Origin of the sequence: Citrobacter sp. RHBSTW-01044 (assembly GCF_013781945.1) — a bacterium.
Classification (GTDB): Bacteria; Pseudomonadota; Gammaproteobacteria; order Enterobacterales; family Enterobacteriaceae; genus Citrobacter; species Citrobacter braakii.
Genome location: NZ_CP056180.1, coordinates 2,545,345 through 2,571,063 on the forward strand (window position 1 = coordinate 2,545,345; position 25,719 = coordinate 2,571,063).

23 protein-coding genes, 2 tRNA genes and 1 pseudogene are annotated in these 25,719 nt (G+C 51.2%); 15 read left to right on the top strand and 11 right to left on the bottom strand.

All coding sequences use genetic code 11. The features are described from left to right. Position 1: 1 nt before the first annotated feature. The 4 genes from HV352_RS12285 (at position 2) to HV352_RS12300 (ending at position 3,313) form a co-directional block, all read left to right on the top strand. Positions 2-205, top strand: coding sequence for a 4-oxalocrotonate tautomerase family protein (locus tag HV352_RS12285; RefSeq protein ID WP_114683069.1), 204 nt, complete (start codon positions 2-4; stop codon positions 203-205). 146 nt (positions 206-351) lie between these two features. Continuing rightward, complete coding sequence (locus tag HV352_RS12290) at positions 352-981, top strand: 2OG-Fe dioxygenase family protein (RefSeq protein ID WP_016156404.1); 630 nt, start codon at positions 352-354, stop codon at positions 979-981. A gap of 8 nt (positions 982-989) precedes the next feature. Further along, positions 990-2,222, top strand: coding sequence for an ATP-grasp domain-containing protein (locus HV352_RS12295; RefSeq protein WP_016156403.1), 1,233 nt, complete (start codon positions 990-992; stop codon positions 2,220-2,222). Between the two features lie 35 nt (positions 2,223-2,257). Then, positions 2,258-3,313 carry an AbrB family transcriptional regulator gene (locus HV352_RS12300; RefSeq protein WP_181634775.1) on the top strand — a complete coding sequence of 352 codons (1,056 nt, stop codon included), beginning with the start codon at positions 2,258-2,260 and terminating at the stop codon, positions 3,311-3,313. Positions 3,314-3,862: 549 nt separating this feature from the next. Here the strand turns inward: HV352_RS12300 and HV352_RS12305 are convergent. Next, a pseudogene (locus HV352_RS12305) lies at positions 3,863-4,974 on the bottom strand (IS3 family transposase). A 35-nt stretch (positions 4,975-5,009) separates the two neighbouring features. Here HV352_RS12305 and HV352_RS12310 point away from each other — a divergent pair. Beyond that, a complete protein-coding gene (locus HV352_RS12310; protein WP_019076709.1) occupies positions 5,010-5,471 on the top strand; it encodes a branched-chain amino acid transport system II carrier protein in 462 nt (153 codons plus the stop codon). Positions 5,472-5,729: 258 nt separating this feature from the next. After that, positions 5,730-6,242, top strand: coding sequence for a GNAT family N-acetyltransferase (locus tag HV352_RS12315; protein WP_181634776.1), 513 nt, complete (start codon positions 5,730-5,732; stop codon positions 6,240-6,242). A gap of 51 nt (positions 6,243-6,293) precedes the next feature. Here the strand turns inward: HV352_RS12315 and HV352_RS12320 are convergent, their stop codons facing one another. Beyond that, entirely contained in the window at positions 6,294-7,184 is an 891-nt protein-coding gene (locus tag HV352_RS12320; RefSeq protein ID WP_016152950.1) for a LysR family transcriptional regulator, read from the bottom strand. Between the two features lie 172 nt (positions 7,185-7,356). Between HV352_RS12320 and HV352_RS12325 the strand changes: the two genes are divergently transcribed. Beyond that, positions 7,357-8,493, top strand: coding sequence for an alpha/beta hydrolase (locus tag HV352_RS12325; RefSeq protein WP_181634777.1), 1,137 nt, complete (start codon positions 7,357-7,359; stop codon positions 8,491-8,493). A 141-nt stretch (positions 8,494-8,634) separates the two neighbouring features. Further along, on the top strand, positions 8,635-9,828 hold the full coding sequence (locus tag HV352_RS12330) for an MFS transporter (protein ID WP_181634778.1): 1,194 nt from the start codon (positions 8,635-8,637) through the stop codon (positions 9,826-9,828). A 98-nt stretch (positions 9,829-9,926) separates the two neighbouring features. Here HV352_RS12330 and HV352_RS12335 read toward each other — a convergent pair whose 3' ends face one another. Continuing rightward, entirely contained in the window at positions 9,927-10,397 is a 471-nt protein-coding gene (locus HV352_RS12335; RefSeq protein ID WP_019076706.1) for a GNAT family N-acetyltransferase, read from the bottom strand. 248 nt (positions 10,398-10,645) lie between these two features. Here HV352_RS12335 and HV352_RS12340 point away from each other — a divergent pair, with 248 nt between their 5' ends. From HV352_RS12340 to HV352_RS12365, 6 genes are all read left to right on the top strand, one after another. Further along, positions 10,646-11,626 (top strand): helix-turn-helix domain-containing protein, encoded by a 981-nt coding sequence (locus HV352_RS12340; protein ID WP_049281863.1) that lies wholly within the window; start codon positions 10,646-10,648, stop codon positions 11,624-11,626. A gap of 78 nt (positions 11,627-11,704) precedes the next feature. After that, entirely contained in the window at positions 11,705-12,715 is a 1,011-nt protein-coding gene (gene gap, locus HV352_RS12345) for a type I glyceraldehyde-3-phosphate dehydrogenase (RefSeq protein ID WP_019076705.1), read from the top strand. Positions 12,716-12,982: 267 nt separating this feature from the next. Continuing rightward, complete coding sequence (locus tag HV352_RS12350; RefSeq protein ID WP_019076704.1) at positions 12,983-13,465, top strand: glutathione peroxidase; 483 nt, start codon at positions 12,983-12,985, stop codon at positions 13,463-13,465. A 199-nt stretch (positions 13,466-13,664) separates the two neighbouring features. Further along, positions 13,665-13,741 (top strand) — tRNA-Val (locus tag HV352_RS12355). Positions 13,742-13,745: 4 nt separating this feature from the next. Beyond that, a tRNA-Val gene (locus HV352_RS12360) sits at positions 13,746-13,822 on the top strand. Between the two features lie 199 nt (positions 13,823-14,021). Then, positions 14,022-14,762 carry a substrate-binding domain-containing protein gene (locus tag HV352_RS12365; protein WP_181635474.1) on the top strand — a complete coding sequence of 247 codons (741 nt, stop codon included), beginning with the start codon at positions 14,022-14,024 and terminating at the stop codon, positions 14,760-14,762. Here the strand turns inward: HV352_RS12365 and HV352_RS12370 are convergent. The 4 genes from HV352_RS12370 to puuE all read right to left on the bottom strand — a co-directional run bounded on the left by HV352_RS12370 (position 14,731) and on the right by puuE (position 18,964). Next, complete coding sequence (locus tag HV352_RS12370) at positions 14,731-15,483, bottom strand: ABC transporter ATP-binding protein (protein WP_181634779.1); 753 nt, start codon at positions 15,481-15,483, stop codon at positions 14,731-14,733. The two genes, HV352_RS12365 and HV352_RS12370, sit on opposite strands and share 32 nt — an antisense overlap. Beyond that, on the bottom strand, positions 15,480-16,484 hold the full coding sequence (locus HV352_RS12375; RefSeq protein ID WP_047417753.1) for an iron ABC transporter permease: 1,005 nt from the start codon (positions 16,482-16,484) through the stop codon (positions 15,480-15,482). The genes HV352_RS12370 and HV352_RS12375 overlap by 4 nt, the downstream gene beginning before the upstream one ends. Beyond that, positions 16,471-17,526: an ABC transporter substrate-binding protein gene (locus tag HV352_RS12380; protein ID WP_019076700.1), complete on the bottom strand. Its 1,056-nt coding sequence runs from the start codon at positions 17,524-17,526 to the stop codon at positions 16,471-16,473. The genes HV352_RS12375 and HV352_RS12380 overlap by 14 nt, the downstream gene beginning before the upstream one ends. 175 nt (positions 17,527-17,701) lie before the next feature. Continuing rightward, the gene (gene puuE / locus HV352_RS12385; protein ID WP_019076699.1) at positions 17,702-18,964 is read right to left on the bottom strand and encodes a 4-aminobutyrate transaminase; all 1,263 of its coding nucleotides are present in this window, start codon (positions 18,962-18,964) and stop codon (positions 17,702-17,704) included. A 106-nt stretch (positions 18,965-19,070) separates the two neighbouring features. Between puuE and HV352_RS12390 the strand changes: the two genes are divergently transcribed. After that, on the top strand, positions 19,071-20,546 hold the full coding sequence (locus HV352_RS12390) for a PLP-dependent aminotransferase family protein (RefSeq protein ID WP_019076698.1): 1,476 nt from the start codon (positions 19,071-19,073) through the stop codon (positions 20,544-20,546). A 47-nt stretch (positions 20,547-20,593) separates the two neighbouring features. On the opposite strand, the gene HV352_RS12395 is transcribed toward HV352_RS12390, so the two are convergent. The 4 genes from HV352_RS12395 to HV352_RS12410 form a co-directional block, all read right to left on the bottom strand. Further along, a complete protein-coding gene (locus HV352_RS12395; protein ID WP_181634780.1) occupies positions 20,594-21,802 on the bottom strand; it encodes a cytochrome c in 1,209 nt (402 codons plus the stop codon). Positions 21,803-21,805: 3 nt separating this feature from the next. Then, on the bottom strand, positions 21,806-23,698 hold the full coding sequence (locus HV352_RS12400; RefSeq protein ID WP_016156387.1) for an NAD(P)/FAD-dependent oxidoreductase: 1,893 nt from the start codon (positions 23,696-23,698) through the stop codon (positions 21,806-21,808). Between the two features lie 88 nt (positions 23,699-23,786). After that, positions 23,787-24,260 (bottom strand): ester cyclase, encoded by a 474-nt coding sequence (locus tag HV352_RS12405; RefSeq protein ID WP_016152935.1) that lies wholly within the window; start codon positions 24,258-24,260, stop codon positions 23,787-23,789. Positions 24,261-24,271: 11 nt separating this feature from the next. After that, on the bottom strand, positions 24,272-25,699 hold the full coding sequence (locus HV352_RS12410) for a gamma-aminobutyraldehyde dehydrogenase (protein ID WP_016152934.1): 1,428 nt from the start codon (positions 25,697-25,699) through the stop codon (positions 24,272-24,274). Positions 25,700-25,719 lie beyond the last annotated feature (20 nt).

Sequence of the window (25,719 nt, forward strand, 5' to 3'; positions counted from 1 at the left end):
TATGCCCTACGTAAATATTAAAATTACTAATGAAGGTGCTACCGATCAGCAAAAGAAAAAATTAATGGAGGGAGTGACACAACTATTGGTTGATGTCCTGAATAAAAACCCCAGCACAACCATCGTGGTCATTGATGAAGTGGAGACTGATAACTGGGGAATTGGTGGCGTGCCAGTGACGGAGTTACGTAAAAAAAACAAGTAGAGTGATTTAAAAAGTAAGGAGCCTGCCTCCTTACTTTTGCCCATAGATTATCAGTATAAAAGAGTCTGCAATATTATTTATTGTTGGATATGCATTTCATATCTTATAAGTAGACTGCTCAAACTACCGTATTAAGGACGTTATCTATGCACGCCTATCATCATATTCGACTGGGGAAGACTTCAGCGAAAGTCAAAAATAGTTTTGATGAATTACTACCCGATCCATGGCTTAAGGCTGAAGATGGTATTTTTCGGTTCAGAAGTTACATGCAGGCCAGGGCCGGACGTGAAAAGTATTTTGATCTGTGCGCAGTGGGTGAGTTTTTTCAAGCGGAAAAACTGAACAATTACGCTGGCGGTATTGCAAGAAAATACCCAGAAATAAAACAAGACGTTGCTGAAGAAGTGATGAATCTGGTGTTTCGTAAGCTTTTGCCATTGCTTCCAGACACGACTTACAATATTGGCATTCATCAAATAAGAATAACGACAGATGACCGAAGGCCTGGATATCCTGCTCCAGAGGGTATTCATAAAGATGGTTTTAAGTACATTGCAATCTATTGCAGCGAAATTGAGAATGTGACTGGTGGAGAAACCACGCTTATTCCTAATCATGATGGGGGCAATGATGCCTCTACGTTCAAACTGCATGCGGGCGATGCAGTAATATTCAATGATGTGAATTATCAGCATTATACCGCGGCAGTGGTTCCTTTGTTGCCAGGAAAAGGTTATCGGGATGTATTTGTCATTACATTTGATATTGAATGAGAAAAACAATGAATATCTTGCTGTGTCCACCAAAAATTATTTTTCAGCACTCACGTGAAGAGTGGCAGTCATTGCAATCAGTGGCCCCGGTTCTGATTGCAACGTGCGCAAGCCAGATCGATAATATTCTTGATCATATGGGGGCAGGTTTTTCTTTCCTTTTTTATGAAAACTTTAATGATAATCCCTTCGTGGAAATGGATATTTACCACTACGCCCAGGACAATAAAGCAACGGGTATCTTTTACCTCGCCGAAATCGATGTTCTGAGGGCCGCGCGAATCAGCGATCGTCTGGGTTTGACACACGACCGTGAAAAAAAGGCCATGTTCTTCCGTGATAAATTTATGATGAAATCGCTTGTTCAGTCTCATCAGTTACCGGTTCCTGCTATGGCACGCGTCGACAGTGCGACTGCGATGGCGCGATTCATTGCCGAACAGGGATATCCCTGCGTCATCAAACCTAATGATGGGCGTGGATCACAGGGCGTGGTGGTTCTTAAAAATGAAGGCCAGCTTTATAAATATCTGGCGCAGGTTAAGCCGCCAGAGTATCACAATCTGCTCATTGAAAAATTTATCGAAGGCGAAGCTTATCAAATTAATGCGTTGTATTTAAAAGGAAAGGCGATATTTGTTTCTGCATCTCGTGCAACCGTCTCCTGCCTGGATTTTCTATCCGGGAAAACATTAGGTCTGGTTATGGAAGATGACACGCCGCTGCATCGTAAACTGATTGCCTACACCAAATATCTTGCTGAAGAGGTTTTTCCAACGGAAGAAAACGCATTGCTTCACCTTGAAGTTTTTGTCGATAAAGATAACAACATTATTTTTGGCGAGCTTGCTTGCCGATTAGGTGGCTGCTTTGTCAATGAAGAATTAGGGGCCGCTTTTGGTCTTGATCCTCGAATGACCTGGCTTAAAGCCAGTTTATGCGAAATCTATCCGCAGGATTTATCGCAAAGACAACCCGTTTTACGGGTTGGCCAATTAAATGTGCCGCCTGCACAGGGCACGCTCCTCTCTATTGCGGAAAAATGTCCATTGCCTTTTGTGGTTAAATATCGGGCAACAGGTGTCGTCGGCCGCCAATATGACGCGATGAAATTAACAAATGGCGAGATCGTGAGTGCTATTGTTCAAGCGGAGTCCAGCCGGGAAATACACGAACGTCTTGATGCATTGACCCAATGGGTTGCTGAAAATACCCTTTGGGTTAACGAAACCGTTCACTGAGTATTTAACACTCCCGGTAGCCAGGAGAAAGGTGTATGAAATTATTGTTAGGTTTTGCTCTTTGTATCCTGGCTGGGTTGGGTTTTACCTATTGCAACGTTCCGTTAGGTATGATGTTTGGCCCCCTTATTACCGTGCTGGTGTTAAAACGTACCGCTCTTTCTGTGCCAGTACTGCCGGGCAGCCTGACGGTGATTCAACTCTCTCTTGGTACGTCAATTGGTCTTTTATTTCGCGATTTTTCTTTTGGGGCGCAAGGAAATATCGCATTTTTACTGGTGTTGTTATTAGTATGCTTATCCCTGCAATTCACCGCATGCTACTTGTGGTGTATTCACCGATTACGCTGGAGTAAGGAAGAGGCGTTATTGGGCGCCGTTCCGGGGGCAATGGCAGCGGTATTAGCGCTAGCGTCCCATGTTAAAACGCCGCCGCAAAAAATTATCATTTCGCACTCGCTTCGGCTCATCACATTGACCTTATTTGCCGGATATATTACCGGCGGTGCGCAAACCCATATGGCCATGCCGCCTGTATTGTTTGCAACGACTAATGTGCTCTGGCTATTGGGTATTGTCTTTGCGGGCTATGTGTTGGGCAAATGCCTTGAACGCTTCCACTTTCCTGCGCCCTTTATGATCACGTCGTTGCTTTGTGCAGCACTCCTGCACCCTTTGTCATCTCAGACTGTGTTTTTTCCCGATATTTTCAATCAGTTCAGTATGATCCTGATGGGCATATTACTGGGGCATCATTTTATTGCGTTTACGTTGACTGCATTTTTGCGTCATCTTTGGTCTTCAATACAGCTCATTGCTATTGGACTGGGTGTGACGGTCATGATGGCATTTACAGCGGCGCATCTTCTGGATTATCCATTTTATGTATTGATGCTCTCCTGGGTTCCCGGGAGCGTGGAATCAATGTCCTTTGCGGCACTGGCGCTTAACGCGAATGCGAGTTTTGTGATGGCAAGCCATATTATACGCATGTTGCTCATCCAAACGATCCCTGCAATAGTTATCTACCGCAAAAGAGAGGTTATAGAAGGTAATAGCGCTAAAACCAGTAAGCCGACGAGGCCGCTGTAGGGGGTTATGACCTCCGTTATGAGCATAACGTTCGTTGCGAATTTTATACAGCTCATCATGAACAGCCCGTAGGTGGACAGGGAGATCATTCCGCTGGAGAACGCAAGTGCCATTGCTTTTGGCGAACAAACGTGCGTAGCTGACCACAAAAGCGGTTGTTAACATCTCCTGTTCCATCATCGATTCAGTAGTGATTTCAAACTTGGTCGTACGAAGCCGACGATAAATGTAACTAAGGCTTGTTGTAGTAGGTATTACCTTTATAAGTCTAATCAGACTTTCAATCTCTTTATCGCAACCGCTAATAATCTCCGCCCCTTTCTTCATTATTTGTTCAAAAGGCGCTCTTAGATCAGCTGGTAATTTGCTAAAAAATTCTTCAGAGACGCTCTAATAGTCGTTGCCTTCAAAAATAGGAGGTGGTGACATAGCCATCTGGGTAAACCCTGTGTTGAGAAATTGCACCATTTTCAAACTAACTGGCGGGGTTTATCAAGATAAATTAAAGTCTCCATTTGGCTTAGAAGCGGAAATGTAAATAGACCCGTTTTAGTTCCATGCATTTTTTGAGATCCCGGCCAAATAATGGTGCTGTCGGTATTCCTCCGGTGTCATATTGTTCAGTGATTCATGCGGGCGTTCACAGTTATATTCTGACAACCATTTCTCCGTGATTTCCCGCACTTCATTCAGCGTTCTGAACAGATAAAAATCGAGTATTTCTGTACGGTATGTCCGGTTAAAGCGCTCAATGAAAGCGTTCTGCGTAGGCTTACCTGGCTGGATAAACTCCAGTTTTACTGCATGTTTCTCTGCCCATTCAGCCAGTGCCAGAGAGATAAATTCCGGACCATTATCCATGCGCAGCATGACCGGATAGCCGCGATTTGCCGCAATCCTGTCGAGTACACGGACCACGCGCAGAGCTGGCAGATTCAGATCGATTTCAATCGACAACGCCTCACGGTTAAAGTCATCAACAACATTGAACGTGCGAAAACAACGACCACAGACCAGGGCATCAAGCATAAAATCGACAGACCAGCTCTGGTTTAGCGCTTAAGGCGTGGCCAGTGGCGAGGGATTACGCACCGGCAACCGCTGTTTGCCCTTACGACGAAAGTTCAGCTTCAGCAGACAGTAAATACGGTGGATCCTTTTGTGATTCCACGGGTGTCCCTGCCGCCTCAGAACCTGAAAAAGTTTCGGAAAACCGTATCGTGGGTATCGCTCTGCCACTGCCTGCAACGCGACAATAACGGGTTCGTCACGCGTGGTATCCGGACGGTAATGGTAAACCGTTCTGCTCAGGTTAAGACTCCGGCAGGCCTGACGGATACTGAGTCCAAATGTCGTTATCAGATGAGTGACCAGCTCACGCTTAAAGGCTGGTTTTAAAGCTTTTTTTCGATAACGTCTTTCAGCGCCCGGTTCTCAAGGCTCAGGTCGGCAAACATCTGTTTGAGACGTCGGTTCTCGTCCTCAAGATCCTTGATCTTTTTAATATCAGAAGCCTCCATGCCGCCGTATCTGGACTTCCAGTTGTAGTAGGTGGCTTCAGAGATACCGGCCTCCCGGCAGACATCTTTAACAGTTCGTCCGGCTTCAACCGACTTAATCACAGCGATGATCTGATGCTCAGTAAAACGGGCTTTACGCATAGCGATCTCCTTCGTTGGCAGATTGATTATGCCGGATGATCTCTAAATGTGAATGGCACGATTATGCGGGATGTTTACAGTCCCACAGCCCGGTGCGGGGCGCAACGAACGGTATGCAGGTGATGAGCGCCTATGTCGAGACTGTTTTTGGCGTTTATGGCCGGGTGTTGTTGGCGGCGATCATTACCCTCGCCTGTCTGGTCACGGCCATTGGTCTGACGACCGGAACAGCGCGCTATTTCAACCAGACGACCGGTGCGTCTTATGGGCTGCTGGTGACGCTCTCCCTGATGGTGTCAGCAGCACTTGCCGTGCTGGGATTGAATTCCCTCACCGCAATGGCGGTTCCCGTGCTGTGCGCCATTTACCCGGCTGCGCTGGTCGTGGTCGCGCTGGGCATCGTTAGAAAATGGACAGACGTGCCGACGAATCTATATCAGTTGCTTTTCTATAGCGCCCTGGCAGTGGGAATAATGAGCTTGTTTGTAAAATCCTGAATGAACAGCCGCAAGTTCGGAAGATGTCTTTTCATTTTCGCTCAAAGCAGACCAGGCAATCAGTTGGCCTGTCTGCTTCGAGCCAGAAGCTAACATCGATAAAAAATAACTTAATGGTCGAGCTCCACCAACTTCAGACCTTAGATTGCGTATTCAAAGTTTGAGGGTAAGACTGTCACAACGGACATGTAGACTTAACAGGCCGTATATATTACAAATTTAATATCACTTTTCTCTCATAAAGTAAGGGCCTATCCCATGTCTTTAATCATACGACAAGCAACATTAGCCGATTCGGCATTACTAAATGAGCTTGGCTACCGCTTCTATACTGCGCACTTTAAGCATATGTGGAAGTCAGAATCAGAATTTGATAATTATTTGGAGGGTGAATATTCACTTCCTGTTATTGAGCAGAGTATTAATGATAAAAACATTAGCTGGTATATAGTTGAAATCGAGCAGCCGATTGGTTTTGTGAAGCTGACATGGCAAGCAACTGTCCCGAATACAGACATCAGCGGTGTTTTACTTAATAAACTCTACCTTGCCCCAACCAAAACGAATCAGCATTACGGTCAACTAATGTTTAATAAAGTCATAGATATTGCCCGAAGTCAGGGGAAAAAATATTTATGGCTGGAGGTTCTTGAACAAAATGAACGTGCTCAAAAATTCTATAAAAAGCAGGGAATGAAACACATCAGCGACATCATTTTCGAAACAAATTCACAGAGGAGCATACTCAAGTTAATGGGGATGTGTATATAAGGCCCGCACCTCGCTCAGACCCGTTACCCTGACACGTGTGCAGCCTCGCCTTCATTCATAAATTCTCAGTGTATCGATAACTGCTCGCAGAGCGGGAGACACATTGCGGTGCGGATAATAGAGAAATGAGCCTTCCAGGCGTTGACTGTAGCGTTGTAAAACTCTGATGAGCGAACCCTCTTCTAAATCATCGGACACCAGTTCTTCCGGAACATAAGCCAGCCCCAGCCCCAGTCTGGCGGCTTTGGCTTCCATATAACTGTCAGCAAAAGCCCATTGTCCCTGCGGCTGATGAGTTATTTTTTTACCATCCTGTTGAAGCTCCCATGTATAGAGGCTTCCATCGCCAAATTGATAAGCGATGCAGGGATGAACCGCCAAATCTGCCGGGACTTGTGGAAAGCCATAGCGGCGAAAGTGTTCTGGCGTACCAACAATGGCCATCTCCATGTCGGGGGAAATACGGACCGCTATCATGCCACCGCCAACTTCCGGTCCGAGACGTACACCGGCATCGAATCTTTCCGCAATAATATCGACAAACCGACTTTCGCTAATGAGTTCCAGCCGGATGTCAGGATAGCGTTGCTTAAACACCGCAAGCTTTGGCAGGAGCAGTTTATCAATAGCGTGCTGACTGGCATTAATCCGTACCGTACCTGACGGGGACTGGCGATAATGGGCCAGCGTGGCAAGCCCCATATCTAAAGCGTCGAATCCTGACTCAATAGTCCGGTAGAGTTGTTCGCCGGCATGGGTGAGCGATAGCCTACGCGTAGTGCGAGCCAGAAGCTGAACGCCCAGTCTTTCTTCAAGTTCGCGTACGGAACGGCTTATACCTGATTGTGCCAGGCCGAGTCGTTGCGCCGCAGCGGTAAAACTCCCTTCCCGCACCACCTGCATGAACAGGTATAAATCATTATAGTTTTCCCGTTTCGCCATCACGTTTCCCTCGCTATCGCATCACTATTTAGAACAATATGGTATTAATTCTAGCAATTTTACCCCTCTAATAAGCACTATTACTGCTCACTATAATGCTCGCATTGCAACAAAGCACAGCAGTGTTGTCCGTATGAAACCTGTATCTATCACGTTTTATGAGGGGATTTTGATGACTGCCTTCACCAAAAAACTGACAGCCGCGATACCAGCCATGCTGCTCTGCGCATCATTAAGTGGAGTTACAACGATGAGTTATGCCAATACAACCAATCCGAACGCGCCAGTTTCACTGGTCGAGACATGGGATAAAACCTTCGCTAAAAGTACGAAAATTAATCACCGTAAAGTAACCTTTCAGAACCGCTTCGGGATCACCCTGGTCGGTGATCTCTACATTCCAAAGGATCGCGGCGAGCGCAAACTGGCGGCCATTGCCATCAGCGGGCCTTTCGGCGCGGTGAAAGAGCAGTCCAGCGGTCTGTATGCGCAGACGTTGGCTGAGCAGGGATTTGTTACCCTGGCTTTTGACCCTTCATATACGGGGGAAAGCGGTGGCTATCCGCGTAACGTTGCCTCTCCGGATATCAACACCGAGGATTTCAGCGCGGCTGTTGATTTCCTTGGCCTGCAAAATGAGGTTGATCGAAATCGTATCGGATTACTGGGTATCTGCGGATGGGGCGGGATGGCCTTAAACGACGCCGCGATGGATACCCGCGTGAAAGCAGTGGCGACCAGCGTGATGTATGACATGAGCCGTGCGATGGGGCATGGCGTAGGTGATGGTAAAGACCGTTATACCACTGCGGATCGTCGCGCCGTATTACAGTATCTGAACGCACAGCGCTGGGAAGATGCGAAGAACGGAGCTTTCGCGCCCGGCGGGCATGACATTTATGTTGATGAAAAGGGGGACGTCAGTACGTCGAAACGTATTCTGCCAGAAACGTTACCCGCAAATCCTAATCCGGTTCTGAAAGAATTCTTTGATTATTATCGCATGCCGCGTGGTTTCCATGCGCGTTCGGTCAACTCAACCGGGGCCTGGAATGCGACGATGCCGCTGTCATTTATGAATATGCCGCTGCTGAGCTACGCCAATGAAGTCACTATCCCCACGCTTATCGTGACCGGCGAAAAAGCCCATTCACGCTATTTTGCTGAAGATGCCTTTAGGGCGATCGGCAGCAATGAGAAAGAGCTGGTGATTGTGCCGGGGGCAAATCATGTTGATCTGTACGACAACGTTGCGGGTAAGATTCCGTTTGCTAAATTTGAGCAGTTTTTCAATACCAACCTAAGATAACCGCCCCAAGCCGCCTGATATTTGCAGGCGGCTGTAAATCGCCTGCAGATCATTTTCATCCATGTTTTGACGTGATTTCCTGAATGACGTCTGTCCGGACTGCGCCTGAACCTGGCCGATTCGATATTAAGAGATCTGATAATGTCCACAGTAAGACTAAAACCGCATTACGAAAAAAAGCATGCGCATTGGGGGGGCGTGTTTGCCATGACGCTGTGCGTGTTTGTGCTGATCGCTTCCGAGTTTATGCCGGTCAGCCTACTTACGCTTATTGCCAGTGATTTACACATTACCGAAGGGCTGGCTGGCCAGGGAATTGCAATCTCTGGCGCGCTGGCGGTCATTACCAGCCTGACTATCTCCCATATTGCCGGAGATCTGAACCGAAAACATCTCCTGCAGGGGCTGACGGTTTTAATGGCCATATCGGGGATAGTCGTCGCCCTGGCACCCAGCTACCCGGTTTATATCCTGGGGAGGGCCCTGCTTGGGGTGGTCATTGGTGGATTCTGGTCCATGTCTGCTGCAACCGCCATTCGGCTCGTTCCGCAGCATCAGGTTCCCCGCGCGCTGGCGATTTTTAACGGTGGGAACGCGCTGGCTACCGTTGTAGCGGCACCGCTTGGCAGCTATCTGGGGACGACCGTGGGCTGGCGAGGGGCTTTTTTATGCCTCGTTCCCCTGGCTATAGCCGCGTTCATGTGGCAGTGGGTCAGCCTGCCATCGATGGAAAACGATAAAAAACAAAAATCCCAGAAATCTATGCATCATCTGTTCCGCATCACCATTGTCCCTGCGGGACTCCTGGCCTGCGGGCTCTTCTTCATGGGGCAGTTTGCCTTATTTACCTACGTGCGCCCCTTTCTTGAAACCGTAACCCGCGTAGGCCCTTCTGGTCTCTCTCTGATTTTGCTCGCAATAGGCGTGGCGGGTTTTGTCGGCACACTGGCCGTATCAATATTCCTGAACACATGTTTTTATAAAACTTTAATCATGATCCCCCTGCTTATGGCAGCGACTGCCGGGGCGTTACTGCTGGTTGGACACAGCATCTGGGCTGTTGCCGTATTGCTCAGCCTGTGGGGACTACTAGCAACGGCTGCGCCAACGGGATGGTGGACATGGATAGCGCGGGCACTACCCGAAGATGCAGAGGCGGGTGGTGGCTTAATGGTTGCGGTGATCCAGCTATCAATTGCACTGGGTTCAACGGCAGGTGGGTTGGTATTCGACACTCTGGGATGGCGCAGTACTTTTGGCTTGAGTGGTTTCTTACTTCTGGCGGCGGCAGCAATGACGATTGTCACATCCCGTCAAAACAGCAAAGCAAACTAGAACTATCCATTCATTTCTGGCGTGCTCTCTGTCATGGCATAGGGCAGAGAGCCGAGTGTCCGTCCTCGCTGATCGCGGACCTTTAGCCCAGTTATCTTCTATTTTTTCACCAAATATTTTCGCATCAGTGCATTTTGTAATGTCACTCCGCGACAGGCAGGAAACCCACGTTCCACAACATGAAAGCCGTGTCGTAGAAAGAACGCCTCCGCAGCCTTACTGACATTTGAAGTCAGTTCGCCAATTCCACGTTGTCTGGCTTCTTCATGAATGCGATTCATCAATAGTGTCCCTACTCCCTGTCTCGGGTAGGTTCCCGAGACAAAGAAATGGTCAATGTACCCATTTGGCTGAACATCTGCATATCCAGCTATTTCACCATCCACTTCAACAACAAAGGGGCGTAATTCCTTCATATGATTGGCCCATTGTTCCGGGTCGATATCCGTTGGGGCCCACGCATCTATTTGTTCCTGTGTGTAGTAATGTGATGCGAGGGTATGTACAGAAGATAAAAAGACGCTGAACAACGAAATTTCATCTCCATTACTAAACCTTCTGATTTTCATAAGACCTCGTCAGGAGAGTGACTTGTAGAACAAGTCCATTTTTGGTGCAGCGGAGTGTCAGCTCCTCGCGGTGAGTTTAATGGGTCAATGCAACGCTATTCTTAATCAAGGGAGATGCCCAGGCAACACCGTTGAGTCAACATCAAACCATCGGCCTGTGGCGGTAATGTCGCTGCGCCACGGGTAAGACTTTTTCCAGTTGAGTATGTAATATTGACTTATTGTGTAAAAAGATTACTTTTCAGGACATGAAGAAGATACTCATTATTGTTCCCGATGGCGGTATGCTGTTTGAGTCCGCCGGTATTGCCGACATTCTGATGCAGGCCAACCGCCTGCATCCCAAAGGCGCTACGGAGACGTGTTACCAGGTTCAGTTAGCGACAACGCAACCGCATCAGGTGATCCATGGTCAGTCCGGCCTAAATCTACTGGCAGATCATCGCCTGCATGAGATAGACCCTCGCGAACCTCTCGATACCATCATCATCACTGGCAGAGGTCAAAACCCGCAGGAAGGGATTGCGGTGGTTGACTGGCTACGCCTTGCCGCTCCCCACGCCCGCCGCATTGCATCCATTTGCGGCGGCGCGATGCTGCTGGCAGAAACCGGGCTGCTGGACGGCAGACGAGCCACCACCCACTGGAAGCTACTGGAAACTATGCAGGCAGAATTCCCAAAGGTGCGCGTCGAAAGCGGTCCGCTCTATATCCAGGACGAACATATCTGGACATCAGGTGGCGTCAGTTCCGGCTTTGACCTGACGTTAGCGTTAGTTGAAGAGGATTACGGCTTCAGTCTGGCGCGCGACGTCGCTCAGGATTTCGTCATGTACCTGCGCCGTCCCGGGGGACAACTCCAGTTTAGCCGCTACAACCTTCAGCAGACCAGCACCCTGGGCCCGATTAACGATCTGCTCGCCTGGCTGCTTGAGAACCTCACCGCCGATCTCAGTGTGGATAAACTGGCGGAAAAAGTCGCCATGAGTCCGCGTAATTTCACCCGCGTGTTTACCCGAGAAACGGGCGCATCACCGGCACGCTACGTGGCCGAAGCCCGTCTGGCCGCTGCCCGACAGCGTCTGGAGCAGACCAACGAGACGCTGGAGCGTATCGCCGAACAAACAGGATTTGGCAGCAGCATTAACCTGCGACGGCTGTTTGAAAAACAGCTTCACCTGACGCCTGGTGAATATCGCCAACGCTTTCATTGTCGTAAAATGGCGTAAAGTGATCCTTATTTGTCATTTACGCCAATCCGTGACCGGCCTAAATTGACTCCAGAGACAACAGATAAGGAGTTCATCATGGTAAAGGTCGGTATTAACGGTTTTGGCCGTATCGGACGTAACGTACTGCGTGCTGCACTGGGTAACCCGGAGATCCAGATCGTGGCAATCAACGATCTGACAGACAGTAAAACGCTGGCGCATCTGCTGAAATACGACTCGCTGCTCGGTAAACTCGACGCCGACGTCACCGCCGGTGAGGGGCAGTTGGTGGTTAACGGTAAATCCATCACCGTATTCAGTGAACGCGACCCAGCCAACATCCCATGGCGTCAGCGTGAAGTCGATATTGTCATTGAAGCAACCGGCTTCTTCACTGAACGTGACAAGGCGGCGGTGCATATCCACAGCGGTGGCGCAAAACGAGTGATTATCTCCGCCCCTGGTAAGAACGATGATTTAACCATCGTGATGGGCGTTAACGATCACCTCTACTCCGCGGATAAACACTTTGTCGTCAGCAACGGTAGCTGCACCACTAACGGTCTGGCACCTGCCGCACAGGTTTTGCACCAACATTTCGGCATTAGGCATGGTTTGATGAATACCACCCACGCCTATACCAACAGCCAGGCGCTGCACGACCAGCCGGAAAAAGATCTTCGTGGTGCCCGCGCCGCTGCATTGTCGATTGTCCCCTACTCCAGCGGTGCCGCGAAGGCGCTTGGCAAAGTCATCCCGGAGCTGGATGGTCGCTTAACCGGTTACTCGCTGCGCGTACCGGTTCCGGTGGTGTCCATTGTCGATCTGACCGTAACGCTTGAGCGGGATGTTACAGCAGAGGAGGTCAATAATGCGTTTCGTGACGCCGCCGCGACAGGGCCACTGAAAGGGATCCTCGGTTACAGCGATGAACCGCTTGTCTCAAGCGACTATCAGGGTGACCCGCGCTCATCCATCATCGACGGCCTGTCAACGCTGGTGATTGGCGGCAATATGGTCAAAATTCTGGCGTGGTACGACAACGAATGGGGATTCTCTAATCGCCTCGTCGACCTGGCACTGCTAATGGCAAAGCACGAACGTTAATCCCCTGCTCTCACACTCTCTCTAAATCCACGCCAGGCGTGGATTTTTTTATATCTGTCACGTGTTTGTCGCAGTGACAATCGCCCACAACGTCACGTCCCCCATTTTTAGTCGTCACCTAACGATGCTGCTGGGGTGACGCGTTTAAAAAAATTAGCGATAACCCGACAAAATAATAAATCGGCAGCACTTTAACGGTCAGTTTATTAATCAGACAGTTGCGACCATAATAAAATGAGTAATGCGATCTTATTTGAGGATTCCGGCATGATCACCTTTTATCAACTTACAGCCACCCGTCTGCATGGTGAGCCCGTCTCTATGGCCGACTATGCTGGCAAACTGGTTCTGGTGGTCAATACTGCCAGCCATTGTGGCTTCACGCCGCAATATGCAGGCCTCGAAGCGCTTTACAAGAAGTACGCCGCGCAGGGTCTGGTGGTGCTTGGTTTCCCCTGCAACCAGTTCGGTAATCAGGAGCCCGGCGGGGCCGACGAAATCTCGCAAACCTGTCACATCAACTACGGTGTGAGCTTCCCGATATTTGAGAAAGTGGAAGTCAACGGTGCTGCTACGCATCCGGTGTTTCGTTACCTGAAAAACGAATTACCCGGCGTGCTGGGTGGGCGTATTAAGTGGAATTTCACTAAGTTCCTGATCGGACGTGACGGCAAACCGCTCAAGCGTTTTTCGCCGTTCACTACCCCTGAGAAAATAGAAACCGCGATCCTTGCTGCGCTTAAAGTCTGAGCGCACCTGTCATTCAAACCGTCCCCATTATGCCCCAGCGCACTGTCTGAATAAAAAACACGCTGCAAAATCAACAAAATATAATCAACTTGCTTAATTACTCTGCAATCGCGTGAGTTCAGGAAGAAAAATGCTATTTCCCTCTTGCCTCATTCGGTCTGTGCCGCTAATATTCGTCCCCGTTGTCACCTACAACGTTGCGTTCATAGCTCAGTTGGTTAGAGCACCACCTTGACATGGTGGGGGTCGTTGGTTCGAGTCCAATTGAACGCACCATCTTGCGTCCGTAGCTCAGTTGGTTAGAGCACCACCTTGACATGGTGGGGGTCGGTGGTTCGAGTCCACTCGGACGCACCAAATTATATTCTATAATTTGGTGCTATTTCCCTTCGTTACTCCTCATAATTTCTTTTTATTCCCCTGCTCGTAACCTTAAGCTTAATCATTACTCCGTATGATGCTGGCACAAAGCGATGCGCCAAAGCCTTCTAAACGCTATGCTCAGCGCGTATCATTTATCCTCTTCGCAAACCTTTTTCGCCAGAGATCGGATACCATGCCCTCTTCCATTATTCTGTTTGCCGCGGGCAGTTTACGCCTGGCATTTGCCCCTTTGATAAGCCAGTTCTCGCGCCATAGTGGAATAGACGTGAAAGTGGAATATGGTCCGGCCGGTTTATTACGCGAGCGTATTGAAGCCGGTGAACCGTGTGCGCTCTTTGCCTCAGCCAATCGGGAGCACCCGCAACGCCTGCTGGCTTTGCAAAAAGCTGTCCTCACGCAAACCTTTAGCTGGAATCAACTGAGTCTGGTCAGCAACCGAAACGGCGCCTGGCTGGATTTGCTCCGCGACCCAACGCTACGAATAGGTACATCCACGCCCGGCTGCGACCCTTCCGGAGACTATACCTGGGCATTTTTCGACAATATGGATGTACTGGAGCCAGGACTCGGACAACAGCTTAGGGCGCGCGCCATCCCGCTGGTTGGTGGGCGTGATACGGTGAAAATCCCGTCTGGTGAACTGGCGAGCGCTTGGATCCTTCGCCAGGGACTGGCCGATCTGTTTATCGGCTACGCGCATTACGCGAAAACGCTGCGCGCCCAACCCGACGTGCATTATGTAGCTATCCCTGATGAGCACAATATTCGCTGCGAATACCAACTGGCGGTGCTCGAGGCATCCAACGAGGTGATGGCGCTGGTTAAATTCATGCTCTCCAACGGCGGTCAGGCGTTTCTTACCGCCGCCGGGTTTTTACCTCTTAACGACGAACAGAAAACAGCGGTGCGATAAACGGCGTCGGGTGGTTCTCCAGACTGAGTTTTCGCAGCGGTAAGCCATAGGCCTGGAACAGATTCTCTTCCGTCACAATGCTGTCCGTTGGCCCTGCCCGCCATTTTCCTTCGGGGAGCAGCAGCAAAGTATGGGTGGCTATTTGTAACGCATGCAGCGGATCGTGGGTCGAAAAAAGAATGCTGCATCCCTGTAGATGGGCCAGATCGCTGATGAGCTGAAGCACCACCTGCTGATTGGCGAGATCCAGCGCGGAGCACGGTTCATCAAGCAGCAGCGTTTGACACTCCGTCACCAGCGCCCGGGCTATCATCACCAGTTGCTGTTGCCCCCCGGAAAGTAAGCTAAACGAGTGGGAAGCAAGCTGGGCAATATTTAACTGCTCCAGCGCCTGGGTCGCTCTTTGTTGATCCTGCTGGCTGGGTTGCGCAAAAAGCTTCACGTGCTGTACCCGCCCCATCAGCACCACGTCGCTCACCGTATAAGGAAATGGCAGGTGGCAATGCTGCGCCACAATTCCTATCCCGCCGTCATTTTCAATGCTGCCGTCCAAAGCTGGCAGCGTGCCGGTTAGCGTATCGAGCAGCGTACTTTTCCCCAGGCCGTTACGTCCCAGCACAGCCCAGATCTCACCTTTCTGACAACTGAATGTAAGCGGCTCAAATAGCGGCACGCGATACCCATAAGTAAGCGTATTTACACGCAATGCGGCAGGTTTCATGATGTCCCCCGGCGGCTGGAGCGGATGAGTAAAAAAGCAAACAGCGGCGCGCCGAATATTGCGGTGATGATCCCAAGCGGTATCTCCGCGTGCATCAGGGTACGCGCAATATCATCCACCACAATCATAAAACCGCCTCCCATCCAGAAGGCGCACGGCAGTAGACGACGATGATCAACCCCCACCAGCAAACGCGCCAGATGCGGAATAACCAACCCAACCCAGGCGATACTGCCGCTGACCGCTACCTGAGCGGCGACTAAAAAAGCGCAGCACAGCAAAACGCTGCGTCGCAGAGGAACTACCGCGACGCCTAGCGAACGGGCATCTTTATCATTGAGTGATAACAGGTTTATCCGCCAGCGTAGCTGGTACAAAACTGTCGCAGCGATACCGACTGGAATCGCCAACAGCAGAACTTTATGCCAGTTAGCCGTCGCAAAGCTGCCGAGCAGCCAGAACACGATATTGGGTAACGTTTCTTCGGTATCAGCCTGATACTGAATCAGGCTCACCAGCGCGGCAAAAAAACCACTCAAAATGATACCCGACAAGATCAGCACCAGCGTATTCTCCAGCCCCTGCAGCGCAGCAATGGCATACACCAGGACCAGCGCCGTCAGACCGAAGAAAAACGTTGAACCCATCATCAACCACGGCGACAGGCCGAGCAGAATAGCCAGCGTTCCGCCAAAAGCGGCCCCGGACGTCACGCCAATAATATGCGGGTCGACCAGCGGATTATGAAATACCCCTTGCAGCGTCGCGCCACATAACCCCAACGCCCCACCCGCCAGCAGCGCCATCAGAATTCGCGGTAGCCTGACCGTCCAGATAACCTGACCGGCAATCCCTTCAGCGTCGCTATAGTGCATCAGGTGATAAAAGACTTCGCTTAACGACAGCGGATATTGTCCGAGGCACAACGAACCAAGGCCCAGCAACAGGACCGTCGCGATTAAGAGTGGTTGCTGGAGTAAAATGCGCTTACTTAACTGCATCAGGCTGCCAGTTCACACCATAAAAACGCTGATAGTAGTCTTGCGCCTGCGCATCAACATCCACGTCTTTATAGGCGTCCGGGTACAGTTTTTTGGCCATCCACAGCTCACCAATCGCCAACGCTTCTGGCATCGGATAGCCCCAGGCTTTGGCGTACTCAGGCATCAACCAGACGCGATGATTTTTCACCGCATCAATCCCCTGCCAGTTAGGATCGTTTTGGATCTCCGTTACCACCTGCGGGTAGCGATCCTGAACAAAAATTACCTGCGGGTTCCACGCCAATACCTGTTCCAGCGCAACCTGACGGGCGCCTTTTACACTGGCAGCCGCCACGTTTAGCCCACCCGCGTGCTGCATCATGAGTCCCGTGTACTTCCCGGAACCGTAAGTCATCAGGTCGGGGTTAGCCATATAAATACGGACTTTTTGCGCATCCGGGATTTTTGCGACCGGCGCATTGAATTTTGCCCGCGCCGCAAAAACGTAGTCGATTAACGTCTCAGCTTGCGGTTTGCGCCCCACGACGTCCGCAATCAGGCGAATCCCCTGCTTTAACCCTTCGTTGTAGACCTGCTCTTCATCTGCCATGGTCGGGTTCATTTTATTCTGTTGCCCGGCTGCATCCTTGCGCAATGAGATTGCCACGACCGGAATACCGGCGTTCTGAATCTGCTGGATCATCTCCGCTGGCGCATAGTTGGCGACAAAAACCACCTGTGGATGAATCGCCAGTAGGCTTTCAATATTCACGCTGGTGAGATCGCCCGGCGTCGGCAATGTGGCAATTGTCGGCATAAAGCGCGCAAACTCAGGCCCGAGCTGTTTTTTCCAGCTCGACATCACGCCAATAATGTCCTGCTGAGCATTAAGCTGGACCAGAATATTCAGCGTCTGGTGTTGCAGCACGACCACTTTGTCGACGTGGTCCGGAATCGTGACCTGACGACCAAGCTGGTCGGTGATCGTACGGTCGGCCTGGGCAGAAAACGTAAACAACATGCTGGCGCATACCAGCACAAAAGAGCGGAAAGTTAACATGGGATACCATCTGGATAGCGGAGTAAAAACGATGTGTATTAAATTATATAACGATATAACAGGCAACCCATTCGCGATAAATACCGCACGACACACGAGGAAGATCAATTTATGCCGACAAAAAAGCCGACGGTGATGACCACCTTCGGCTGTGGGTAACACTAGGACTAACGGATTATTTGGTTGCCGCTTTAATGATATCGAGCGCTTTGACGAACTGATCCTGCGGGATCGTCAGCGGATAAAGGAAACGAATAACGTTGCCATACTGACCACAGGTCAGCAGCAGTAATCCTTGCTCAAGGGCTTTCTTCTGCACGCGTTGTGCGGCGGCTGCGTTGGGTTCTCCCGTCGCTGCATCACAGAATTCAGCGGCGATCATAGAGCCTAAGCCGCGCACTTCGGCCAGTTCAGGACACCCGGTTTGCGCGTCAGTCAGAGTGGCGCGCAGTTGTTCGCCAAGAGCTGCCGCACGCTGGCACAGCTGTTCATCACGAATAATATCCAGCACCGCATGAGCTGCCGCAATTGACAGCGGGTTTCCGGCGTAGGTTCCGCCCAGACCACCCGGCGCAGGCGCATCCATAATTTCAGCTTTGCCCACGACGCCAGACAGCGGCATGCCGCCTGCAAGGCTTTTTGCCATAGTCATCAGGTCAGCTTTGTCAGCGTAGTGGTCCATCGCAAACAACTGGCCTGTACGGGCAAACCCGCTTTGCACCTCATCGGCAATCATCACGATGCCATGCTCGTCGCAAATACGGCGGATGGCAGCCACAAACTCCGGCGGCGCCACCACGAAGCCCCCTTCACCCTGGACGGGCTCGAAAATAATCGCCGCGACCTGAGTGGGATCGATATCGGCTTTAAACAGGCGCTCAATCGCTTTGATGGAGTCCGCCGTAGAAATCCCCTGCAACTCGCAAGGATACGGTGCGTGGTAAACGGAGCCAGGGAACGGGCCGAACCCTTTTTTATACGGCGCCACCTTGCCGGTTAACGCCATCGTCATGTAGGTACGCCCATGAAAACCGCCGCCAAAAGCAATAACGCCAGGACGGCCGGTATGTGCGCGCGCAATTTTCACCGCATTTTCGACCGCTTCAGCCCCGGTGGTGAAGAATGTGGTTTTGCGCTTGCCGTCGATTGGCGCAACGGCGTTGATTTTCTCCGCCAAAGACACATAGCTTTCGTACGGGACAATCTGATAAGCCGTATGGGTAAAAGCCTGCAGTTGCGCTTCGACTGCCTGCACCAGGCGAGGATGACGGTGTCCGGTGTTCAGCACGGCAATCCCGGCGGCAAAATCAATGTACTGATTGCCTTCGATATCGGTAATTGTGCTGTTTTCTGCTGACTGGGCATAAAAATCACACATTACACCCACGCCACGCGGGGTGGCATCCAGACGACGTTGTTGCAGGTTTTTATTGTTCATTCTCTACACCTTGTCCATTAATACATTTAGGTTGAATTACCCTTTAAATTTAGACGCCATCTGGTACTTTAATCGAGAGCCAAATCGTTTTATTTTAAGGATCCAAATGCGTTCACTTGCCGGAGATGTGATCAAGCAGGCATTTAGCCAGCAGACCGATGAAAAGCTGCATCGTCGCCTGTATGCCGCCATCTGCAGTTGCATCCTCGAAGGTAGCCTGAAACCGGCGACCCGAATGCCTCCGTCGCGTGATCTGGCAGGCGAACTGACGCTATCGCGCAATACCGTCCTGCGGGTTTACGAGCAATTGCAGGCCGAAGGTTATATTTCCGCGCGCACCAGCAGCGGCACATTTGTCACCGACAGCGTGCTGGACAATCTCGACCTGCGTCCCCACAAAGAGCCCGTTGCCGCCACACTGGAGGATCACACCCGCTTATCTGCCCGCTGCCTTGAGCTGCTGGGTCATGCCAGCGCCAGCCCCCGTCAATGGGGCGCATTTATTCCAGGCGTGCCTGATGTGGAGCATTTCCCTCACCGGGTGCTCAAAAAAATTCAGGATCGGCTGGCGAGACGGTTGCGCCCGGAGTTTCTCACGTACGATGCCGCAGGCGGCGTGACTGAGCTGAAAGAAGCGCTGGCAGACTATCTGCGCACCGCACGCGGGGTGCGGTGTTCACCGGCGCAAATTCTGATTACTGAAGGTATTCACCAGGCGCTGGATCTGGTGACCCGGACGCTATGCAACCCGGGGGATAACGCCTGGATTGAGGAGCCGGGCTACTGGGGAATCAAAAATATTCTGCGCATCAATGCGGTTAACTTTTCGGCGATCCCGGTTGATGAACAAGGTATGGTGCCGCTGGAGGCTGGCGAATCTGCGCCAAAGCTGATTTTTGTGACACCGTCACATCAATATCCGCTCGGTTCGGTAATGAGCCTCAACCGCCGTCGGGCACTTCTCTTTCGCGCACGTGAAACGCGAAGCTGGATAGTGGAAGATGACTACGACAGCGAGTTTCGCTTTTCCGGCCAGCCAATTCCATCATTGCAGGGTCTGGAAGAAGAGACGCCGGTCATCTATATCGGGACATTCAGTAAAACACTCTATCCCGCACTGCGGCTCGGTTATGTGGTACTGCCCAAACCGCTCGCCGCGCCGCTGAAGAAGGTTCATAACGACCTCTATCGTGGTGGACATTTGTTGATTCAGGCAGCGCTGGCGGAGTTTATCCGCGAGGGTTACTACGCGGCGCACATTCGTAAAATGCGCCAGTTGTACAGTCGTCGCCGCCAGACGTTGGTGGAGCTTATCAGCCGCCAGTTGGGCGAGCAGTATCTTGGCTCCTTCAGCAGCAACGCCGGGCTGCACATGATTCTACAGTTGCCCGTCGGGAGCGATGACGTTGTCATTGCCCAACAGGCGAATGCGCAAGGGCTGCTGGTGCGCCCGCTGTCTCGCTATTACGTGAATGAAGAGAAACGCAGCGGCCTGCTGCTGGGATTTGCCAGTATTGCAGAGCATGAAATGGCGGCGGCGTTTACCCGACTGGTGGGTATTATCAGAGTAAACGCCGTTTAAGCACTGCCGGATGGCGCTGCAAGCACCTTGTCCATCCGACATGCTGTTTAATGTGACGCTTTTTTAATCCCTGCCAGGTCCTCCTGGCTTACTTCGCCATTCCCTTCTCCCCAACTTTTACGCACGTAATTAATCACGTCGCGCATTTCGTTGTCGCTTAACATGCCACCGTAAGCCGGCATCTTAAAGGAGACGCTGCCACGCGTTGTCGGTGTTTCTGCGCCGTGGGCAATCACTCTGAACAGCGGCGTCGGGTCATCAACCATCACCAACGGATTGTTGATCAAAGAAGGTGCGTTATCATCCGTACCTTTCCCCTCCAGACCGTGACAGGTGGAGCAGTAGCGGTTATAGGTCACTTTGCCCGCCTCGGGTGAATTCGACCAGGACACCGTAGTTGCCGCTGCGCGCACCGTTTCAGGCTTCTCGCTTTTCAGGCTCAGCAAATATTGCGCGATCGCCGTGGCATCGTCATCGGTCAGGTACTGTGTACTCTGCGTAACGACTTCAGCCATCGAACCTGAAACCGCGGCATGCTTGCTTTTACCGGTCAGCAACAGCGATTTTAATTCCTGCTCAGACATTCCCGTGCCGCGTAGCGAAGGCGCATACCAGCCGTCGATCATCGCGCCGCTCAGGTACTCGGCATCAGCATTGGTATACGCTTTTTCGTTCATCGCCATGCCTCTCGGGGTATGGCAAGAACCGCAGTGTCCGGGACCTTCCACCAGATAAGCGCCCCGTTTTACTAACGCAGCGTTGTCATCCGTTTTTGCACGTTCTACAGCCGTCGCTGGCGCGTCGGTAAATAGCCAGTTCCAGATATGCAGCGGCCAGCGGGCGGAGAGTAGCCACGGAATGGCATTCTCTTTATTGGGCTGCGCAGAGGGGGTGACATCATGCATAAAATAGCGATACAACGCCTGTACATCGTCATCAGAAAGTTTCGCGTAAGAGGGATAAGGCATGGCCGGATAGAGTAGATGACCATCTTTAGCAATTCCCTGACGTACGGCCTTGTCAAAATCCTCGTATGAGTAATTACCAATACCCTGGGTCTTGTCTGGGGTAATGTTGGTCGAATAAATATCCCCTACCGGAGTAGGAAACTTTTTGCCACCCGCCATCGCCGCGCCCCCTTCGGTGGTATGACAGGCCACACAGTCAGAGATACGGGCGATATATTCGCCGTTAGATTCCGCTGCACTCACAGAGGCGGTAAACAAACAGGCGGCAAGAACGGTTACATTACGCATAGATCACCCCATATCCTTGAGTTCATTAACCGCACGCCATGCCTGATCGATGGCCGTATGGGCATAAGCGCCCCAGTCAGAATCGGAATTAGCGATGGCAATGCGACCAACTGGCTGACGCGCCCGCTCGATAATTTCTGGCATTTTATCCATATCATCGAACAACGCGTTGGCGTAATACGCATAGCCATGCGCCCAGCGGTTAACCGTAATGGCGGAGATATCGCGTTGATTATCAAAGCCCGTTGAGCCAAACATTTCCTGCAACTGGGAGCGAATCATCTCCTCATGCGTCGCAAATGTGGTCCCCAGTAAATACGCTCGCCCCAGACGGAACTGTTCTCTGGCCGACAAATTACTGCCCGGATAAGTAGGCACATAGACCATGTGAATGACCATCGGATCGTCCGGTGAGGCTGGGTGTTGATACCCGCCGATGCTGACCGGATAGTCGAGCTTAATCCGGCTGTAAGGTGCGGCCGGAGAGTAAAATTCATGCACGCCAAGCTGTTTGAACGCCTGCCAGTTTTTGACCACCACGTTGGTGTACACCAGCGGTGCCTTCACGTTCAGTTTGAGATCCGCCTGCTGCTGTTCCGGCATCTCAGGCACCAGATACGGGATCATCATGTTATAGCCCGCCATGATGGTGTTTTTACCGCGCACGCGATGCATTTTGCCGTCACGCAGATAGGTCACCACCACGCCATCCTTTGTGTTGGCCGCATTAATCACCGTGCTATTCAGACGCAAGCGCGTGGTGTTTTCCGGCAGATCCAGCTTTTCGTAATGCAGTCTGGCAAGGACAGAGTCTTCCATCGTGTTACCCGGTAGCGCATCCGGCAGCATATACCTGACTAACAGTCGGGCCAGCCCGGCGTTACCGTCAGGGAAATGGTAAACATACGGCTCTTCGAGGTCGGCCAGCGACTCGCCGTCCAACGGCGGTATTCCCAGCGCCTCCATGCCGGGTAATGCGCACGCTCTGGCATCGCTACAGGAAATGCCTTCAATGCCGATGGCAAAGAAGTCATTAGAACGCTGCTGAAAATAGAGCAGCGCCATTTTGCTCAAACCAACTTTTGTGGCCAAAAATTCACTGTAGCTGTGGGTATCCAGCCATTCCATTTTCTCATCGACCGTCATGCCCGGAAGATAGTCGCCAGGATGGACGTGCAGGTCGATCAACGCCTTTCGGTCGTGCTCACTTAGCGGAAAATCATTGATAAAGTCTTCAATTTTACGGCCATTGAGCCTGTTCGGCGGGATATCATCAGATACCGCGCGCCCCGGATCGCCGCTGACGATTTTTGTTTCGCCAAAATTCTTTTTGTCGAAGAACACGCCACGACTGAGCTGCCAGTCGGGATAGAAGTTTACGTCAAAGCTCTCTTTTAACCGCGTGACGCTGACGCCCACGGTTTCCATCAGTTTTTGCACCTCAGGGCTGAAATTGTGCGCGGGCGACTGGAATGCTTCGCTGCCGCCATAGCCGAGTAATTTCTTACCTGAGCTCGTAAATTCGTTACGTTTGGCGTGCCCGCCAAAATCGTCATGGTTATCGAGGATCAGGATCCGGCTATTTTGACCGGCAAGCTGGCGCCAGAAACAACCGGCAGCCAGCCCGCTAATACCGCCGCCCACAATCACCAGATCGTACTCTTCCTCAACGGGCAGAGCGTTTAAATCAAAATGTTTATGCTCGCGGCCTACTGCATGCGCCATTTCAAACGACCCAGGATGATTACCCCGCAGCCCCGTCAGCCCTGGCGGATAATAATTTCCATCTATAAATGCGTTTCCCTTTCCTGCCGCCCTGACCCATTCCAGCGGGGTAAGCCCCGCCGCAATAGTCACCGCGACGCCGTTGAGAAAATCACGTCTGGTAATTGCCATTAACTTTTTTCCTTATTGCTACACACTGCCCTAAATACGACACAAATAAGAGATGTCCCCCTTCATAGTAATAAAGGGGTACAGCCGACTATTTCCCTGGCTTTAACTCTTCATCCAGTTTTTTAGAATCATAATAATCACCCTGCCAGGTGATTTTACCTGCTTTAACATGAATATAGCTGACACCTTCAAATTTTATCGGATTATTTGTCGGCGGACTCCCTGCCCATTCACCACTATTTTTGCCAGAAAATTCCCAACGAAACGCCACGGTATCTTCGTCGTAAACGGGTTTGCCGACCATTTTCCAGCTCAGGTCTGGCACCGCCTTAATAAAGGCACCGATAACCTCTTTTTCAGCTTTTTCTCTGCCATTTATCGGTTCGCCAGCGGCGGCATCATAATAGACTGCGTCATCAGCAAGATATTGCGCGGCTCGCGAAGCATCGTGTGCATTCCAGGCTGCCATGTACTCTTTAACGGTATTCAGCGATGTGCTTTCTGCCAGGCTATAGCCCGAGAACATCACGAATGAAAGCACCGCTATGTTTAATGTTTTCATCGACATCCTCTCTATTCAGAAATGTCACACATGATATGTTTCACCCGGGTATATTCTTCGAGCGAGTAGGATGAGAGATCTTTGCCATACCCCGATTTTTTGAACCCGCCGTGCGGCATTTCGGCGCACAGAGGAATGTGATTGTTAATCCACACGGTGCCAAAATCGAGGTCAATGCTGAAGCGCTGTGCGCGACCATGGTTACTGGTCCAGACGCTGGCGGCCAGACCATATTCCACATCATTCGCTTTGTGTAGACCCTCTTCATCAGTCGAAAACGGCTGAATAGTCATTACCGGTCCAAATACTTCATGCTGAATAGCTTCGTCATGTTGATGCAATCCGGAGACGATCGTCGGCTCAAAATAGAAGCCCGGACCTGGCCCGGCACGCCCACCTGTTTCAATTTTTGCATGTGCCGGTAAACGCGCAATAAAGCCTTTCACCTGCTCCAGTTGGTTTTTACTGTTCAATGCGCCATATAGCGCAGCCTGATCCGCTGGCGGTCCAAATTTAATACTCTTCGTTTTCTGAACCAGCTTTTCCAGGAATTCAGCGTAGATGGATTGTTCGACCAGAATACGCGTAGCCGCCGTGCAATCCTGGCCGGCATTGAAGAAGCCTGCCGTGGTGATCGTCGCGATCGCCTTGTCCATATCTGCATCAGCAAACACCACAGCAGGCGCTTTCCCGCCCAATTCCAGATGCGCCTTGGTCAGGTTCGCCGCTGCCGAAGCCGCAACCTGTAGGCCCGCGCGGACCGAACCGGTAATCGAAACCAGTGAGGCCTTTGGGTTTGAAACCACCAGCGAACCGGTGCTGGCTTTACCTAATACGACGTTAAACGCCCCTCTTGGGAACAACGGCGCGGCCAGTTCAGCCAACAGCAGCGTGCTGACCGGCGTGGTGTCGCTGGGTTTTAATACAACCGTATTGCCTGCCGCCAGCGCTGGCGCAATCTTCCATACCGCCATCATGAACGGGTAGTTCCATGGCGTGACTTGTCCAACGATACCCAGTGGTTCACGGCGGATAGTCGAGGTAAACCCGGCGGAATATTCCCCTGCCGCTTTCCCTTCAAGACAGCGCGCCGCACCGGCAAAAAAGCGGATGGCATCGCAGGATGCCGCGATCTCTTCCTTCTCAATAAAATGGCGAAGCTGACCGGTCTCCTGACTCTGCGCGTTCACCAGCCGCTCAACGTTTCGTTCAATCTCATCTGCCAGTTGCAATAACGCCTTTTGCCGCTGTGCCGGCGTCGATTTTCGCCAGATGCTAAACGCCGCCTCCGCCGCCGAGTAGGCCTGCTCCACCTCTTCCGCATTGGCGTTGGGTGATAATGCGTACGTTTCGCCGTCGACCGGACTCACCAGTTCGAAGGTATCTTCGCTACGACCTGCTACATATTGCCCATTAATAAAATGCTTCAGGGTTTTCATGTCTGTCTCCTGCCCGTTAA